Below are 16,039 nucleotides of genomic sequence, written 5' to 3' on the forward strand. Positions count from 1 at the left end.
CGGAGGACTTCCCATGGCAAACGTCGCATTCATCGGGCTCGGCAATATGGGCGGGCCGATGGCGGCCAATCTGGTCAAGGCCGGCCACAAGGTGACCGCGTTCGATCTGGTCGCAGCGTCCCGCGATCAGGCCAAGAGCGACGGCGCAGCGATCGCCGAGAGCGGCGCCGGCGCGGTGAAGGGGGCCGATGTCGTCATCACCATGCTGCCGGCCGGCAAGCATGTGCTCGGCGTCTGGAGCGAGGTGCTGCCCGCGATGGCCAAGGGCACGCTGATCATCGACTGCTCGACGATCGACGTCGAAAGCGCCAAGCAGGCGCATGCGCTGGCCGCCAAGCACGGCATGGCCTCGGTCGATGCGCCGGTCTCCGGCGGCACCGGCGGCGCCAAGGGCGCGACGCTGACCTTCATGTGCGGCGGCGAGCCGAAGGCATTCGCGGCGGCCCAGCCGATGTTGGCGAACATGGGCAAGAAGATCGTGCATTGCGGCGCCGGCGGTGCGGGGCAGGCAGCCAAGATCTGCAACAACATGATCCTCGGTATTTCCATGATCGCGGTCGGCGAGGCTTTCGTGCTCGCCGAAAAGCTCGGCCTGTCGCACCAGGCGCTGTTCGACGTCGCATCGACCTCGTCGGGGCAGTGCTGGTCGCTGACGACCTATTGCCCGGTTCCCGGCCCGGTGCCGACCTCGCCGGCTAACAACGACTACAAGCCGGGCTTTGCTTCGAACCTGATGGTCAAGGACCTGACCCTGGCGCAGGACGCCGCCAATGCGGCCGGCGCGGTCACGCCGCTCGGCAAGCACGCGCAGGAGATCTATAAGACCTTTGACGCGTCGGGCCACGGCGGGGTCGACTTTTCCGGAATTATCCAGCACGTTCGGAGCCTCGCTGGAAAGTAGCGGGCCGCTCGTAGCCCGGATGGAGCGCAGCGAAATCCGGGACTGCTTATCGACCGGCGCGACCGCCCCCGGATTGCGCTTCGCTCTATCCGGGCTACGCTTGACGGTAACGCTGGTTGCCAATCAACGGGCTCGGAAGAAGATGACCACATTTCAGGACGCTCGCGCCTTTCTGCTCAAGCACCGCATCGACTACGACGCCGCGGTGAAGGGATTTCGCTGGCCCGATCCGGTGCCGTTCAACTGGGCGCTCGACTGGTTCGATGCCGAACTGGCGCACAATGCCGACAGCCGCGACCGGCCGGCGCTGTGGATTGTCGATGCCGCAAGCAGCAACGAGACCAGGCTTTCCTTCGCCGAACTGTCGCGCCGCTCAAACCAGGTTGCAAATTTCCTGCGCGCGCAGGGGCTGAAGCGCGGCGATCATCTGTTGCTGCTGCTCGGCAATGTCGTGCCGCTGTGGGAGACCATGCTGGCGGCGATGAAGCTCGGCGTGGTCGTGATCCCCGCCACCACGCTCTTGACCGCGGATGAATTGCGCGACCGGCTCGACCGCGGCAAGGCAAGGGCGGTGGTCGCCACGCAGGATCAGGTCGCGAAGTTCGCGGGCCTCGGCAGCGACAAGCTCGCCCGCATCGTGGTCGGCGCGACGCAGCCGCAGGACGGCTGGCTGCCGTTCGAGGATGCGGCGAAGGCGCCCGAGGCGTTCACGCCCGATGGCCCAACCAAGGCCGACGACCCGATGCTGCTCTATTTCACCTCGGGCACCACGGCAAAGCCGAAGCTGGTGCGGCACAGCCAGCGCAGCTACCCGGTCGGCCATCTCTCGACGATGTACTGGATCGGCCTGCAGCCCGGCGACATCCATCTCAATATCTCGTCGCCCGGCTTTGCCAAGCATGCCTGGAGCTGCTTCTTCGCGCCGTGGAACGCCGGCGCGACGATCTTTATCGCGAACCAGCCACGCTTCGAGGCGAAGGGACTGCTCTCGACCATCGGCCGCTGCGGCGTGACCACCCTGTGCGCGCCGCCGACGGTGTGGCGGTTGTTCATCCAGGAAGAGCTCGCAAGCTTCAAGGTCTCGCTGCGCGAGGTGTGCGGCGCCGGCGAACCGCTCAATCCTGAGATCATCGACCAGGTCAAATCGGCCTGGGGGCTGACCATCCGCGACGGCTACGGCCAGACCGAGACCACGGCGCTGGCGGGCAATTCGCCGGGACAGAAGGTGAAGGTCGGCTCGATGGGCCGGCCGCTGCCGGGCTATCGCGTCCAGGTGACCGACAATGACGGCCACGCCGCGAAGGAAGGCGAGGTGACCTTGCTGCTCGGCGCAGACCGGCCGGCGGGCCTGATGCAGGGCTATCAGGGCGACGACGGCAAGCTGATCGGCACCGACGGCGAGATCTATCGCAGCGGCGACGTCGTGTTTACCGATGACGAGGGCTATCTCACCTTCGTCGGCCGCACCGACGACGTGTTCAAATCCTCTGACTACCGCATCTCGCCGTTTGAATTGGAGAGCGTGCTGCTCGAGCACGACGCGGTGGCGGAAGCGGCCGTGGTGCCGAGCCCGGACCCGATCCGGCTCGCGGTCCCCAAGGCCTATGTGCTGCTGGTGTCCGGTGTCGAGCGCACGCCGGAGACGGCCCTGTCGATCTTCCAGCACCTGCACACAAGGCTGGCGCCATTCAAGCGCATCCGCAAGATCGAGCTGGTAACAGAGCTGCCGAAGACGATCTCCGGAAAAATCCGCCGGGTGCAGTTGCGCCGGCTCGAACATGACGATAATCGCACAGATGCGTTGCGCGGAGCCGAGTTCCGCGAGGAAGAATTTCCGGAGCTGCAAAAGGTGCGGACCTCCGGTTAGGAGGTCAGCCAATGAACGAAGTCTGGAAGAAGCCGCCGGTGTCGCTGGAAACCTACCAGGGCATGGTCGGAAAGGAGATCGGCGTGTCCTCGTGGCACCTGCTCGACCAGGGCCGCATCGACACCTATGCCGACGTGATCGAGGATCACCAGTTCATCCATGTCGATCCCGCGCGCGCCAAGGCGGAGACCGCCTTCGGCACCACGATCGCCCATGGCTTCCTGACGATGTCGCTGATGTCGATCATGTCCTACGAGGTGATGCCGGTGCTCGAGGGCACCGCGATGGGCGTCAATTACGGCTTCGACAAGCTGCGCTTCATCTCGCCGGTGCGCTCGGGCAAACGCGTCCGCGGCCGCTTCGTGCTGGCCGAAGCCACGCTGCGCAAGCCGAAGGAGTTGTTGTCGCGCACCAACGTCACGGTCGAGATCGAAGGCGAGGACAAGCCCGCGCTGGTCGCCGACTGGCTAGGCCTGATCTATTTCAGCTAGAGCGAACAGGAATCTAGAGCCCCGTTCCGATTCATTCGGAACGGAAAAGGCTCCAGGAGATGGTTGAGTAGCTCCACCTTTTCCGCAAGCAGCAGAGGTGGAGCGAACCCGCATGGTCCAAGAAGCGCATTGACGGCTTTGATCCCCGGTGTCCATCATGCCGCCTTTAGGCGGTGCGGTCCCGGGAGTGGCAGCCATGGTGCAGAACATCGTCGCCGGACTTGTTGTCATCGCATTGATTGTGATCGGCTCGATCAGTTACGCCCAGGAGCATCATGAGTGCTGGAACGGGCACCTGATCAGGAGCTTGAAGGACAAGACCTTGAACGATGGGCACCGGTTCAAAGCCTTGAAACCCTGCGGGTCGATGGCCCCTGAAGTCTAACTGACCCTGTGGCCGGTCAGCGCAACACTTGACCCGGCCATCCATCGCTGCTCAAAAGTCCCCAACCTTTTCATGCCGCTCAGGCGTGCACCCTCTCCCCTTGTGGGAGAGGGTGACGAAATCGAGCGGAGCGAGATGAAGCCGGGTGAGGGGTCTCTCTCCGCGTGCTCATCCGTGGAGAGAGAACCCCTCATCCGGCGCGCTTGCGCGCGCCACCTTCTCCCACAAGTGGAGAAGGAAAGAACAGGAATCAACAGCATGGCAATCAGGTTTGACGGACGCGTCGCTATCGTCACCGGCGCGGGCAATGGTCTTGGGCGGGCGCATGCGCTTGGGCTGGCGAGCCGCGGCGCCAAGGTCGTGGTCAACGATTTCGGCGGCGCGCGCGACGGCACCGGCGGCTCGTTGTCGCCGGCCGAGACCGTGGTCGAAGAGATCCGGAAAGCCGGCGGAACCGCGATGGCCGACGGCGCCGACGTCTCGAACTTCGAGCAGGTCACCGCGATGGTCGAGCGAGCCACCAAGGAGTGGGGCAGCGTCGATCTGCTCTGCGCCAATGCGGGCATCCTGCGCGACAAGTCGTTCACCAAGCTCGAGGTCGCCGACTGGGCCAAGGTGCTCGACGTGCATCTCACCGGCACCTTCTACTGCTGCAAGGCGGTGTGGGCCGGCATGCGCGAGCGCAACTACGGCCGCATCGTGCTGACGACCTCGTCGTCCGGTCTGTTCGGCAATTTCGGCCAGGCCAACTACGGCGCGGCGAAGGCCGGCATGGTCGGCCTGATGAACGTGCTCGCCGAAGAGGGTCGCAAGAACAACATCAAGGTCAACACCATCTCGCCGACGGCTGCGACCCGCATGACCGAGGAACTGCTGCCGCCGCAGGCGCTTCAACTAATGAAGCCGGAAGCGATCACGCCGGCGGTCGAATTCCTGCTCTCGGAGGACGCACCGACCCGCACCATCATGGGCGCCGGCGCCGGCTCGTTTGCGGTGATCCGCGTGCTGGAGACCGAAGGCGTCAACCTGCCGCAGTCCGAATGGACGCCGGACGGCGTCGCCGCGCACTTCAATGCGATCAGCGACATGTCGACCGCGAAGGCGCTGCAGGGCGCGTTCGAGCAGACGCAGAAGTATGTCGCCCAGGCCGCCGCGCGGGCCGGGATCAAGCTCTGAGCATGACCGTCGCCGTCATCGGAGCCGGACCTGCCGGCCTGATGGCGGCGGAGGTGCTCGCGCAAGGTGGCGCACAGGTCACCGTCTACGATGGGATGCCGTCGGCCGGCCGCAAGTTCCTGATGGCCGGCCGTGGCGGGCTCAATCTCACCCACTCCGAGCCGCTGCCGGATTTCCTTGCGCGCTATCGCGATGCGATGCCGCATCTGAAGGCTGCGGTCGAGGCATTTCCGCCCGATGCCTTACGCACCTGGAGCGATGCGCTGGGGCAGCCGACATTCGTCGGCACCAGCGGCCGCGTATTCCCCGAGGCGTTCAAGGCATCGCCCCTGCTGCGCGCCTGGCTACGGCGGCTCGATTCCGCGGGCGTTGCGTTCGCATTCCGGCATCGCTGGGTTGGATGGGACGCGCGCGGCGGACTGCTGTTCGAGACGCCGGACGGCCAGCGCACAGTCAATGCCGATGCAATCGTGCTGGCACTCGGCGGCGCGAGCTGGCCGCGGCTCGGCTCCGATGGCGCCTGGGCGGAGATCCTCACCGCGAAGGGCGTTGCGGTGGCGCCGATCAAGCCAGCCAATTCCGGCTTCACGGTTGCCTGGTCAAATATCTTCCGCGACCGGTTCGAAGGCCGGCCGCTCAAGGGAGTCGCGCTCACGATCGGCTCGCATACGGTGCGCGGCGAGGCGATCGTCACCCGCGCCGGCATCGAAGGCGGTGCCATCTATGCGCTGTCGGCGGAATTGCGCGAGGCGGTGCTCGCCAAGGGCACGGCGACCCTAACGGTGGCACTGCGGCCCGACGCCGCGCGTGACGAACTGGTCGCGCGCCTCTCGGCGCCGAAGGGCAAGCAGACCGTCTCCAATTTCCTGCGCAAGGTCGCGCAGCTTTCGCCGGTCGGCATCGGTTTGTTGCAGGAGGCGGCGGTCGCCGCCGGCCGTTCGCTGGCCGCGCTGCCGCCGACCGAATTGGCCGAACTGATCAATGCGGTGCCGATCCGGATCACCGGCGTGGCGCCGATTGCCCGCGCGATCTCGAGCGCCGGCGGGATCAGATTCGACGAGCTCGACGCGCATTTCATGCTGCGGCGGCTGCCCGGCGTCTTCGCGGCCGGCGAGATGCTCGATTGGGAAGCGCCGACCGGCGGCTATCTGTTGCAGGCGTCGTTTGCAACGGGCGTCGCCGGCGGGAAGGGGGCGTTGCGATGGTTCGCGCAGAAATCGTAGCTCTGTAGGATGGGTAGAGCGAAGCGAAACCCATCCCACGCCGTGCCACTCATTCTGATCCCGTCTTCGTCGCGAGGTCGGTGATCAACCCAAGCACACCGAACGCTGCAGCCACCGCGCACACCGCGGTCCAGCCACCAAAGCTCCACGCCGCGGAGGCCGCAGCCGCGCCGACGGCGCCGCCGATGAAGAACAGCGCCACGAACAGGCCGTTGATCCGGCCGCGCGCCTCGGGCCGCAGCAGGTTGACGGCGCGGCGGCCGAGCGTCTGGTCGGTGGTGATGCCGAGATCGAGCAGGATGGTGCCGAGGCTCAGCACGACGAGTGCAGCGATCCGCGACTCCAGCACCCCGGCCCACGCGCACAGCGCCAGCGATGCAATGATCAGAATGTGCGAGCCGATCAGCATCGGCCGCGCCAGGCCACGGTCGCCCCAGCGGCCGGCCAGCGGTGTCGCGATAGCGCCGGCAACGCCGATCAGCGCGAACAGCGCGATCCCCCTGGCGTCGAGCTTGAACGGCGCATCCGGCAGCCGCAGCGCCACGGCGGCCCAGAACGCAGTGAACGAGGCCATCACCAGCGCAGCGGTCCAGGACCGGACGCGCAGCACCGGCTCCTCGCGCAGCAGTTTTGGGAACGATCGCAGCAGCGCGCCGTAGCTGACCTTCGCCGCAGGCTGTAGCGTCGGCAGCGTGCGCGCCAGTGCGCCGGCGAGCACCGTCATCAGCACGGCCGAGGTGACATAGTAGCCGCGCCAGTTCCAGCTGTCCGCGATCAGGCTCGCCATTGGTCGCGACAGCAGGATGCCGATCATCAGGCCGCTCATCACATCGCCGATCGCCTGTCCCCGGCGCTCCGGCGGCACCATCGACGCCACCAGCGGCACCACCATCTGGATCGCGGCGCAGGAGGCGCCGAGGATGAAGGTGGCGGCCAGCAGGATCAGCGGCGTCGGCGCCATCGCGGTGCCGATCGCCGCGACGATGGCGCAGGCCAGCGTCCGCAGGATCAGCCGCTTGTTCTCGACGAGGTCGACCAGCGGCACCAGCAGCAGCAGCCCGAGCGCATAGCCGAGCAGGGTCAGCGTCGAGATCAGGCCGGCCTCCAGCTCGGTCATGCCGAGCGAGCGGCCCATCAGGCCGACGAGGATCTGCGGCGCAAAGAGATTGGTAACGACGGTGCCGGTCGTGATGGCGCCGATCCAGATCAGCGGACGCACGGCGACGGTGCGCGCCGGGGAGAGTTTGGTGGCTTCGGAGATGGTCATGGGGCCTCGCGATGGAGTGGCGAGGCCCCCTTTAGGGGATCGGCCTAATATGCTACAATTCAAATAAGATGATGAAGAATATGCGAGATTGTTATGAACACGCATGACCTCGTGGCGTTCGTCGCCGTGGTGGAGACCGGATCGATCGTCGCGGCCTCGGCGCGGCTGAACCTGACCCAGCCCGGCGTGACGCGGCGGATCCAGAATCTCGAGGAGATGCTCGGCGCGCAGCTGCTCGACCGGCTCTCCAAGCCGCTGAAGCCGACGGCGGCGGGAATCGAGGCCTATGAGCAGGGCCGCCGGCTGCTGCGCATGCTCGATGACCTCAAGTCAGGCGTCGCCAATGACGGCGTGGTGCGCGGCGAGTTCAGGCTCGGCCTGACGCCGTTTTTGTCGGAGGCGGGGCTCACCGGACCGCTCGACGCGGTGCGCGGCGAATTTCCCGCGCTGGCGGTGCGCGTCGTCTCGGGCTGGTCGCCCAACCACATGGAGCGGGTCAGCCGCAACGAGCTCGATGCCGCGGCAATCTGTTTGCCTGACGGCACCGCGCCGCCCGACGATCTCGTGGCCGACGATCTCGGCGCGCAGCCGGTGGTGTTCGTCGTCGCGCGCGACATGAAGACGCCGAAGTCAGTCGATCTCGAATGGCTGTCGCGGATCGGATGGGTGATCAACCAGGACGGCTGCGGCTTCCGCCAGACGCTGAAGCGCCATTTCGATGCGGCGCATCTGCCGTTCAACATCGCGGTTGAGGCGCTCGATAGCGAGTTGCGGCTGTCGCTGGTGGCGCGAGGGCTCGGCATCGGCCTCGTGACGCCGGTGGCGCTGAAACGAAGCCCGATCCGTAGCCGGCTCAAGGCCGTGAAGATCGCGGATTTCAATCCCGCGGTCCGCGCCTGGATCGTGCATCGCCCGCCGGCCGGCCGCCTGGCGCGGCCGATCAAGGTGTTTCGCGCAGCGCTGGATCGCGAGTTGCAGGCGCTGATGCACGGGTAGATGCGTAGGATGCGGCTAGCGCAACTTCCCGCGCGCCGTCACTGGCAACGCACCGATGATCTCGTCACCGCGCACCATCACGACCTCGTCCATCATGTTGACGACGACGCAGACGTGATTGGGCACGATCCGCACCACGTCGCCGACATTGGGCCGCGTGTTGCTGCGAGACAGATCAAGGAAGCCGTGTTCCTCGGCGAAGCGCGCGATCCTGGCCTCGGGATGTTCGAGGATCAGGCCGTGGCCTTCAAGGCCGCCGGTGTCCGAGGTCAGCGTCTTGGAGCCGGCATCGAGGATGCCGCGCTCCGGGCCGGCGCGGCTGACGACGGTGGAATAGATATGCAGCGCGCAATCGTCCCAGGTCGCGACGCCGGCCGCGACCTGCATGCGGTCGTTGTAGATGTAGGTGCCGAAGCGATGCTCGGTGCCGCCCTTCAGCTTGCCGAGGTTCTTCAGGTTCGGCGTGCCGCCGGTGGAGACGATGGTCGCGTCGAGGCCGTGGGCGCGAACGCCGGCCAGCGCCTCGTCGTAGAATTTCTGCGCATCGGCCCAGCCGGTCTCGGTCGGGTACAGCATGAAACCCGCGAAGCTGAGGCCCTTGGAGGCTGCGATCTCCCGCGCCAGCGCGATCGCCTCGGCCGGGGTCTCGACGCCGGCGCGCTTGCGGCCGGTGTCGCATTCGACCACGACCGAGAGCGGGCGGCCGGAGGCGGCTGCGGCCTTCGGCAGGTCGCCCACGACGACGGAATTGTCGGCGGCGACGGTGACGTTGGCCTTGCTTTGCAGCGCGCCGAGCCGCGCCATCTTCTCGTCGCCGAGCAGATTGTAACTGATCAGGATGTTGTCGATGCCGGCGTCCGCCATGATCTCGGCCTCGCCGAGCTTCTGGCAAGTGATGCCTTTGGCGCCGGCCTTGATCTGCAGCTGCGCCAGCATCGGGTTCTTGTGCGTCTTGATATGCGGGCGGTTGGCGACGCCGGCCTCGTCGCAGGCCTTCTGGATGCGCGCGATGTTGCGCTCGACCCGGTCCATGTCGATCACGGCGCAGGGCGTGCCGTATTCCTTGGCGATCTTGGCGGCGAGGGGCGTGGTCATGATTTATCCTTCTTCTCCGACCTCGTAGGATGGGTAGAGCGACGCAAAACCCATCGACTTTCTTCTGCGCGGACACAGGATGGGTTTTGCGGAGTTTATCATCGGGCCGCGCTTTGCGCGGTCCCGTTGGCTCCACCCATCCTACATTACGCTTGTTCGATCTCTTCGCGCAGCACCTCGAGTTCGAGCCAGCGGTCCTCGGCGGCGGCGAGCTCCTGCTGCGCCTTTGCGATCGCCGCCGAGGCGGCGTCGAATGTCTTGCGATCCTTCGTATAGAGATCGGGATCGTCGAGCAGCTTCTGCTGCTTGGCGATCTCGTTGTGCAGCTTGTCGATCGTCTTCGGCAAGGTTTCCAGCGCGTGCTTCTCGTTGAAGCTCAGCCGGCGCCTCGGTGCTGCTTCGGGCGCCGCGGCTCTGGCTTCCTTCTTCTCTTCTGTCGCGGCATCCGCCTTCACCGTCTCGCGCTTCACGTCGGCACCGCGCTGCGCCAGCATGTCGGAATAGCCGCCGGCATATTCGATCCAGCGTCCCTGGCCTTCGGGCACGATCACCGACGTCACCACGCGGTCGAGGAAGTCGCGGTCGTGGCTGATCAGGATCACTGTGCCTTCGTAATCGCCGAGCATGTCCTCGAGCACATCGAGGGTTTCGAGGTCGAGGTCGTTGGTCGGCTCGTCCAGGATCAAAAGGTTGGACGGCTTGGCCAGCGCGCGCGCCAGCATCAGGCGGCCGCGCTCGCCGCCGGAGAGCGCTTCGAGCGGCGTGCCGCGCTGCTCCTGCGCGAAGAGGAAATCCTTCATGTAGCCGATGACGTGCTTCGACTTGTCGCCGACCATGACGTGATCGCCGCGGCCGCCGGTCAGCGCCTCGGCCAGCGTCAGCTTCGGGTCGAGGCTCTCGCGGTGCTGGTCGAGGGTTGCCATCTCGATATTGGCCCCGAGCCGCACCGAACCGGAGTCGGGCGGATCGTTGCCGATCAGCAGGTGCACCAGCGTGGTCTTGCCGGCGCCGTTCGGGCCGACGATACCGAGCCGGTCGCCGCGCTGGATCCGGGTCGAGAAGCCGTCGACGATCTTGCGCTCGCCGAACGCCTTCGCGATGTTCTTGGCCTCGATCACCAGGCGGCCGGATTTCTCGGCCTCGGCGGCGGCGAGCGTGGCATTGCCGGTGGCGCCGCGATAATCGCGGCGCTGGTCGCGCAGCGCATGCAGATTGCCGAGCCGCTTGACGTTGCGCTTGCGGCGGCCGGAGACGCCGTAGCGCAGCCAGTGCTCCTCGTTGACGATCTTGCGGTCGAGCTTGTGCTGCTCGCGCTCTTCCTCGGCCAGCACCTCGTCGCGCCACGCCTCGAAGGCGCCGAAGCCGCGCTCGATCTGCCGGATCTGGCCGCGATCGAGCCAGGCCGTGGTGCGCGACAGATTGGTGAGGAAGCGGCGGTCGTGGCTGATCAGCACCAGCGCGCAGCGCCGGCTTTCCAATTCGCCCTCGAGCCATTCGATGGTCGGCAGGTCGAGATGGTTGGTCGGCTCGTCCAGCAGCAGGATATCGGGCGAGGGCGCCAGCACGCGGGCCAGCGCCGCGCGGCGTGCCTCGCCGCCGGAGACATGCGCGGGATCTTCCTCGCCGCTGAGGCCGAGCTGTTCGAGCAGATAGCGCGCCTGGTAATGGTCGTCGCCGGGGCCGAGGCCGGCCTCGACATAGGCGAGCGTCGTCTTGTGCTGGCCGAAATCGGGCTCCTGCGGCAGATAGCGGATGGTGGCGCCGGGCTGCACGAAACGGCTGCCGGCGTCGGGCTCGACCAGGCCGGCCGCGATCCGCAGTAACGTCGATTTGCCGGAACCGTTGCGGCCGATCAGGCAGACGCGCTCGCCGGCGGAGACCGACAGCTCGACGCCCGTCAGCAGGGGCGTGCCGCCGAAGGTGAGGCTGATGTCCTTGAGCTGGATCAGAGGCGGCGGAGCCATCGCGCTAACCCTGCTGGCTCGCCTGCGCCTGCTCGGCGCGGCGGCGCTGGATCCGGCGGATGGTCTGGTCGAGTGTCGACAGGAAGGTCGAGCGGTCGCGCGGCGAATATGATTTCGGCCCGCCGGTGATCTCGCCCGACGAGCGCAGATCGGTCATCAGATTGCGCACCGCGAGCGTCATGCCGATCGACTGTTCGGTGAACAGCTTGCCGTTCGGCGCGATCACATCGGCGCCGGCCTTGACGCAGCGGCTCGCCAGCGGAATGTCCGCTGTGACCACCACGTCGCCTTCATGCGCGCGTTCGGCGATCCAGTCGTCGGCAGCATCCATGCCGGAACCTGCGGAGATGCGCTCGATCAGCGGATCCTGCGGCACGCGGATGAAAGAGCCCGCGACCACGCTGACGGGCACGCCGAGCCGGATCGCGACGCGATAGATCTCGTCCTTCACCGGGCAGGCGTCGGCGTCGACATAGATGCGGGTGGGAGCAGGGGTTTCAGTCATCGATTCCAGGGTTGGCAGACGCGGCCTGCGTGTACTCCATCAGGCGGAAAATAGCGAGCAAAACGAGAGGCTTGTCACGCTGCCCGGTTCGACTACGATTGCCTGAGAAAAACAACGGAAATAAGGGAAAACCCCATGGATTCGAAGACGGCTTCGCTGACCTACCGTGTCTCGGCGTACAACACCTCGAAACTGTCGGAGAACAAGATCCACGACGACACGGTGGCCCGCAAGTTCGGCTTTTCCGGTGGGCTGGTGCCCGGCGTCGATGTGATGGCCTACATGATGCACCTGCCGGTCGAGAAATGGGGCCGCGATTTCCTCGCGCGCGGCCTGATCGAGGCGCGCTTCGTGAAACCGGTCTATGACGGCGAGATCGCGGAATTGACCGGCCAGGAGACCGGCAATGGGCTGACGATCGAGCTCCACAGCCGCGGCGAACTCTGCGCCACCGGCACCGCCTCGCTGCCGGTGTCCGCGCCGAAATTCGTGCTCGACGACTACAAGCAGGTTGCCGCGGTCGCCGAGCGCAAGCCGGTCAGTGCGTCGTCCTATGAGGAGGGCAAGTGGCTCGGCACCATCCCGCGCGACTGGTCGGGCGATGCCGCGAAGGAGTATCTCGCCGATATCCGCGAGACCGACCCGATCTACCTGCGCGAGGGTCTCGGCCATCCCGGCCTGCTGCCGCGGGTGATGAACAAGGTGCTGGTCGACAATGCGATCCTCGGGCCCTGGATCCATGTCGGCACCCGCATGCAGCTGCTGTCGGCGGGCAAGATCGGCGACGAGCTGACCGCGCGCGCCAAGGTGACCGGCAATTACGACAAGAAAGGCCACCGCTTCGTCGAGCTCGATGCGCTGGTGCTCGGCAATGGCGTGCCGCTCGCGCATTGCTGGCACATCGCGATTGTTCAACCGCGCGAACAGACGGCGGCGTAGATGTCCATCACCATCGACTATTATCTGTCGCTGAACTCGCCCTGGACCTTCATGGGCAGCGCGCCGTTTGCTGAGATCGCGCGGCGCCATGGCGCAAGCGTCAACGTCAAGCCCTGCAAGTTCGGTCCGATCTTCGAGCAGACCGGCGGCCTGCCGCTGCCGAAACGCTCGCCGCAACGGCAGGCGTATCGGCTGGTGGAGCTGAGGCGCTGGCGCGAGGTGAGGGGCATTCCGCTCAACGTCGAGCCTAGGTATTTTCCCAGCGATGACCTTGCGGCGGTGCGCCTCGTCATTGCTGCCGCCCTGCAGGGGAAGGATGCGCACCGCCTGTCGCTGGAGTTCGGCCGCGCGATCTGGGAACGCGAGGAGGCACTCGCCGACGCCGACGTCATGTCGGCCGCCGCGCAACGCGCCGGCCTCGACGTGGCCGCCCTGCGCGCGGGCGCTCCGTCGGATGTCGAGCTCGACCGGCTCTACGAGCAGTACACGCAGGACGCGCTGAAGGCCGGCGTGTTCGGCGCGCCGAGCTACGTGCTGCCGTCCGGCGAGATTTTTTGGGGACAGGACCGGGTGGAATTTCTGGACCGCGCGCTGAAGACGTTGGCGTGATTGGACCCGAGCGGGCGACGACGTAGGGAAGGGGCAAGACCGCCCCGCACCAACAGGTGTCATACCCCGCGCATGCGGGGTATCCAGTACGCCGCGGCTTCTCGGCTCAACAACTGCTGCCTCTGGAATACTGGATCACCTGCTGGAGCCTGTCATCGGGCGGCGCATCGCGCCGACCCGGTGGCGGGTGATGACAGCGGTGGGTGAGGCGAAACGGCGCCTTACGCCGCGCTCGCCTTGGCGTCCTGGATCGCGCGCCAGACGCGTTCGGGCGTCAGCGGCATGTTGATGTGCTTGATGCCGTATTCCGACAGCGCGTCGACCACGGCGTTGACGATGCAGACGAGGCTGCCGGCGCAGCCGGCTTCGCCGCAGCCCTTGGTGCCGAGCGGGTTGGATTTCGCCGGCGAAGGATGATCGCCGACCAGCATCGCCGGCACGTCGCCGGCACGCGGCAGCGCGTAGTCCATGAACGAGCCGGTGATCGGCTGGCCGGAGGCGTCGTAGCTGATCTCCTCCATCAGCGCCTGGCCGATGCCCTGCGCGACGCCGCCATGCAGCTGGCCCGCGACGATCATCGGATTGACCACGACGCCGAAATCGTTGACCGCGGAGTAGCGCACGATCCGCGTCACACCGGTGTCGGGGTCAATCTCGACCTCGGCGACGTGGCAGCCGTTCGGGAAGGTCGACGCCGTCTCCTTGGTAGCGTGATCGACGTCGAGGGTCTCCGGCGTGCCTTCCGGCATCTTGCCGGCGCGCATCCGCTCGGCGAGCTCCATGATGCCGATCGAGCGGTCGGTGCCGGCGATGGTGAAGCGGCCGGCGCCGAATTCGATGTCGGCCTCGGAGGCCTCCAGCATATGCGCGGCGGCCTTCTTGCCCTTCTCGACGACGAGCGCCGAGGCCTCGACGATCGCCTGTCCAGTCGCGGTGATCGAGCGCGAGCCGCCGGTGCCGTTGCCGAACCGCACCAGATCGCTGTCGCCCTGTTCGAGGGTGATCTTCTCGAAGGGCACCCCAAGCTGGTCAGACAGCACCTGCGCGAACGGCGTGGCGTGGCCCTGGCCGTAATCCAGCGTGCCGGTGGTGAGCTTCACCGATCCGTCGGGCTCGAAGCTGATCTTGCCGAGCTCGCCAGACGGCGGCGCGGTGACCTCGAGATAGGAGCCGACGGCGATGCCGCGCAGCTTGCCGCTCTTTTTGCTTTCCTTCTTGCGCTTGGCGAAGTTGTCGTAGTCGGAGATCTCCAGCGCCTTCTGGAACACGCCGGCGAAATCGCCGCTGTCATAGGTGACGCCGGACGCCGCCGGGAAGGGCAGCTGCGACGGCTTGATGAAATTGCGCTTGCGCAGCGTGAAGCGGTTGATGCCCATCTCGTCGGCGGCGGCATCGATCAGCCGCTCCATGTAGTAGTTGGCCTCGGGCCGGCCGGCGCCGCGATAGGCGCCCATCAGCGTGGTGTTGGTCAGGATCGTCTTGATGTCGACGCCGAGCAGCGGCGTGCGATAGACGCTGGCGAGGTTCTTGCCGGTGTTGAGCGACAGCGGGCCCGGCGCGACCCCGGTGATGTAGGCGCCGAGATTGCCGTAGCCGGACAGCCGCACCGCGAGGAACTTGCCGTCGGCATCGAGGGCGAGCTCGGCGTGGATCAGCTGCGCGCGGCCCTGGCTGTCGGAGAGGAAGCTGGTCGAGCGCTCGTCCAGCCACTTCACCGGGCGGCCCAGCTCGCGCGCCGCGTGCGCGATGCAGTTATATTCGGGATAGTTGAGGTTCTTCATCCCGAACGAGCCGCCGACATTGCCGGTGAGGATGCGGACCTTGTCGGCGGGCACGTTGAGCAGGCGCGCCAAAATCGCCTTGTTGCCGGACACACCCTGGGTCGGCACCTGCAGCGTGAAGCGTTCGGTTTTCTTGTCGTAATGCGCGAGCGCGACGCGCGGCTCCATCGAGACCACGGCGACGCGGGTGTTGACGATGTCGAGCTTGGTGACGTGCGCAGCGCCGGCGAACGCCGCCTCGATCTTGGCGGTGTCGCCATAGTGATAGTCGAGCGCGACGTTATCGGGGATGTCGTCATAGAGCTGCGGCGCGCCGGGCTTGGCAGCCTCGGCCGCATCGGTCACCGCGGGCAGCGGCTCGATATCCACCTCGACAGCCTCAGCGGCATCGCGCGCCTGCGCCGCGGTCTCCGCGACCACGAAGGCGACGGGATCGCCGACGAAGCGCACCTTGTCGGTCACCAGCGCGGGGCGGTTGGTCTGCTTGAGCGGGGAGCCGTCGCGGTTCTTCAGCGGCAGGCCGCAGGTGAAGGGGTTGTAGCCGGCGGCGGCAAGGTCGGCGCCGGTCCAGACCCCGAGCACGCCCGGCATCGCCCTGGCGGCCGCCGTATCGATCCCCTTGATGATTCCGTGAGCATGCGAGGAGCGAACCATCCAGCAAGTGGCCTGGCCGGGCAGCGAGAAATCGTCGGTGTATTTGCCCTTGCCACGCACCAGGGTGTCGTCCTCCTTTCGTCGAACAGGCTGTCCGACACCGTATTTTTGCAGTGCGATAGCGTTTTCGAGGGAGGCAGGCGGCGTGTGATCTTGCATCGAAAATGACCTGAAATGCCCGGATTT

Annotated in this window: 14 protein-coding genes; 9 read left to right on the plus strand and 5 right to left on the minus strand. The window is 66.5% G+C overall.

The window, feature by feature from the left end; all coding sequences use genetic code 11:
* The first annotated feature begins 13 nt into the window (after positions 1–13).
* The 6 genes from mmsB to QA639_RS18870 all read left to right on the plus strand — a co-directional run bounded on the left by mmsB (position 14) and on the right by QA639_RS18870 (position 6,043).
* Positions 14–901, plus strand: coding sequence for a 3-hydroxyisobutyrate dehydrogenase (mmsB, locus tag QA639_RS18845; RefSeq protein WP_157344764.1), 888 nt, complete (start codon positions 14–16; stop codon positions 899–901).
* A 142-nt stretch (positions 902–1,043) separates the two neighbouring features.
* On the plus strand, positions 1,044–2,768 hold the full coding sequence (locus QA639_RS18850; RefSeq protein ID WP_283090426.1) for an AMP-binding protein: 1,725 nt from the start codon (positions 1,044–1,046) through the stop codon (positions 2,766–2,768).
* Between the two features lie 11 nt (positions 2,769–2,779).
* Entirely contained in the window at positions 2,780–3,259 is a 480-nt protein-coding gene (locus tag QA639_RS18855) for a MaoC family dehydratase (protein WP_050386734.1), read from the plus strand.
* 196 nt (positions 3,260–3,455) lie between these two features.
* Positions 3,456–3,644 (plus strand): hypothetical protein, encoded by a 189-nt coding sequence (locus QA639_RS18860; RefSeq protein ID WP_198400186.1) that lies wholly within the window; start codon positions 3,456–3,458, stop codon positions 3,642–3,644.
* A 258-nt stretch (positions 3,645–3,902) separates the two neighbouring features.
* Positions 3,903–4,820 carry an SDR family NAD(P)-dependent oxidoreductase gene (locus QA639_RS18865; protein WP_028335026.1) on the plus strand — a complete coding sequence of 306 codons (918 nt, stop codon included), beginning with the start codon at positions 3,903–3,905 and terminating at the stop codon, positions 4,818–4,820.
* A 2-nt stretch (positions 4,821–4,822) separates the two neighbouring features.
* Positions 4,823–6,043, plus strand: a complete 1,221-nt coding sequence (locus QA639_RS18870; protein ID WP_283090427.1) for a BaiN/RdsA family NAD(P)/FAD-dependent oxidoreductase — start codon at positions 4,823–4,825, stop codon at positions 6,041–6,043.
* 49 nt (positions 6,044–6,092) lie between these two features.
* Here QA639_RS18870 and QA639_RS18875 read toward each other — a convergent pair whose 3' ends face one another.
* Positions 6,093–7,310, minus strand: coding sequence for an MFS transporter (locus tag QA639_RS18875; RefSeq protein WP_283090428.1), 1,218 nt, complete (start codon positions 7,308–7,310; stop codon positions 6,093–6,095).
* 93 nt (positions 7,311–7,403) lie between these two features.
* On the opposite strand from QA639_RS18875, the gene QA639_RS18880 reads away from it, so the two are divergent.
* Positions 7,404–8,306 (plus strand): LysR family transcriptional regulator, encoded by a 903-nt coding sequence (locus QA639_RS18880; protein WP_050386732.1) that lies wholly within the window; start codon positions 7,404–7,406, stop codon positions 8,304–8,306.
* Between the two features lie 15 nt (positions 8,307–8,321).
* On the opposite strand, the gene QA639_RS18885 is transcribed toward QA639_RS18880, so the two are convergent.
* From QA639_RS18885 to QA639_RS18895, 3 genes are all read right to left on the minus strand, one after another.
* On the minus strand, positions 8,322–9,401 hold the full coding sequence (locus QA639_RS18885) for a D-TA family PLP-dependent enzyme (protein WP_092081809.1): 1,080 nt from the start codon (positions 9,399–9,401) through the stop codon (positions 8,322–8,324).
* A 146-nt stretch (positions 9,402–9,547) separates the two neighbouring features.
* Entirely contained in the window at positions 9,548–11,365 is a 1,818-nt protein-coding gene (locus QA639_RS18890) for an ABC-F family ATP-binding cassette domain-containing protein (RefSeq protein ID WP_283090429.1), read from the minus strand.
* A gap of 4 nt (positions 11,366–11,369) precedes the next feature.
* Positions 11,370–11,870, minus strand: coding sequence for a YaiI/YqxD family protein (locus QA639_RS18895; RefSeq protein ID WP_283090430.1), 501 nt, complete (start codon positions 11,868–11,870; stop codon positions 11,370–11,372).
* 135 nt (positions 11,871–12,005) lie between these two features.
* On the opposite strand from QA639_RS18895, the gene QA639_RS18900 reads away from it, so the two are divergent.
* Positions 12,006–12,809: a hotdog family protein gene (locus QA639_RS18900; protein WP_028335033.1), complete on the plus strand. Its 804-nt coding sequence runs from the start codon at positions 12,006–12,008 to the stop codon at positions 12,807–12,809.
* A complete protein-coding gene (locus tag QA639_RS18905) occupies positions 12,810–13,418 on the plus strand; it encodes a 2-hydroxychromene-2-carboxylate isomerase (RefSeq protein ID WP_028335034.1) in 609 nt (202 codons plus the stop codon). It begins immediately after the preceding gene.
* 221 nt (positions 13,419–13,639) lie between these two features.
* Here QA639_RS18905 and QA639_RS18910 read toward each other — a convergent pair whose 3' ends face one another.
* A complete protein-coding gene (locus QA639_RS18910) occupies positions 13,640–16,012 on the minus strand; it encodes a xanthine dehydrogenase family protein molybdopterin-binding subunit (protein WP_157344747.1) in 2,373 nt (790 codons plus the stop codon).
* Positions 16,013–16,039 lie beyond the last annotated feature (27 nt).

This window comes from Bradyrhizobium pachyrhizi, assembly GCF_029714545.1.
Lineage (GTDB): Bacteria > Pseudomonadota > Alphaproteobacteria > Rhizobiales > Xanthobacteraceae > Bradyrhizobium > Bradyrhizobium pachyrhizi.

Bases quoted from the DNA above. Each gene is read 5' to 3' on its own strand.
- QA639_RS18855 (WP_050386734.1), top strand. From the start codon at position 2,780: ATGAACGAAGTCTGGAAGAAGCCGCCGGTGTCGCTGGAAACCTACCAG.
- QA639_RS18850 (WP_283090426.1), top strand. From the start codon at position 1,044: ATGACCACATTTCAGGACGCTCGCGCCTTTCTGCTCAAGCACCGCATC.
- QA639_RS18875 (WP_283090428.1), bottom strand. From the start codon at position 7,310: ATGACCATCTCCGAAGCCACCAAACTCTCCCCGGCGCGCACCGTCGCC.
- QA639_RS18860 (WP_198400186.1), top strand. From the start codon at position 3,456: ATGGTGCAGAACATCGTCGCCGGACTTGTTGTCATCGCATTGATTGTG.
- QA639_RS18885 (WP_092081809.1), bottom strand. From the start codon at position 9,401: ATGACCACGCCCCTCGCCGCCAAGATCGCCAAGGAATACGGCACGCCC.
- mmsB (WP_157344764.1), top strand. From the start codon at position 14: ATGGCAAACGTCGCATTCATCGGGCTCGGCAATATGGGCGGGCCGATG.
- QA639_RS18910 (WP_157344747.1), bottom strand. From the start codon at position 16,012: ATGCAAGATCACACGCCGCCTGCCTCCCTCGAAAACGCTATCGCACTG.
- QA639_RS18880 (WP_050386732.1), top strand. From the start codon at position 7,404: ATGAACACGCATGACCTCGTGGCGTTCGTCGCCGTGGTGGAGACCGGA.
- QA639_RS18905 (WP_028335034.1), top strand. From the start codon at position 12,810: ATGTCCATCACCATCGACTATTATCTGTCGCTGAACTCGCCCTGGACC.
- QA639_RS18895 (WP_283090430.1), bottom strand. From the start codon at position 11,870: ATGACTGAAACCCCTGCTCCCACCCGCATCTATGTCGACGCCGACGCC.
- QA639_RS18890 (WP_283090429.1), bottom strand. From the start codon at position 11,365: ATGGCTCCGCCGCCTCTGATCCAGCTCAAGGACATCAGCCTCACCTTC.
- QA639_RS18865 (WP_028335026.1), top strand. From the start codon at position 3,903: ATGGCAATCAGGTTTGACGGACGCGTCGCTATCGTCACCGGCGCGGGC.
- QA639_RS18900 (WP_028335033.1), top strand. From the start codon at position 12,006: ATGGATTCGAAGACGGCTTCGCTGACCTACCGTGTCTCGGCGTACAAC.
- QA639_RS18870 (WP_283090427.1), top strand. From the start codon at position 4,823: ATGACCGTCGCCGTCATCGGAGCCGGACCTGCCGGCCTGATGGCGGCG.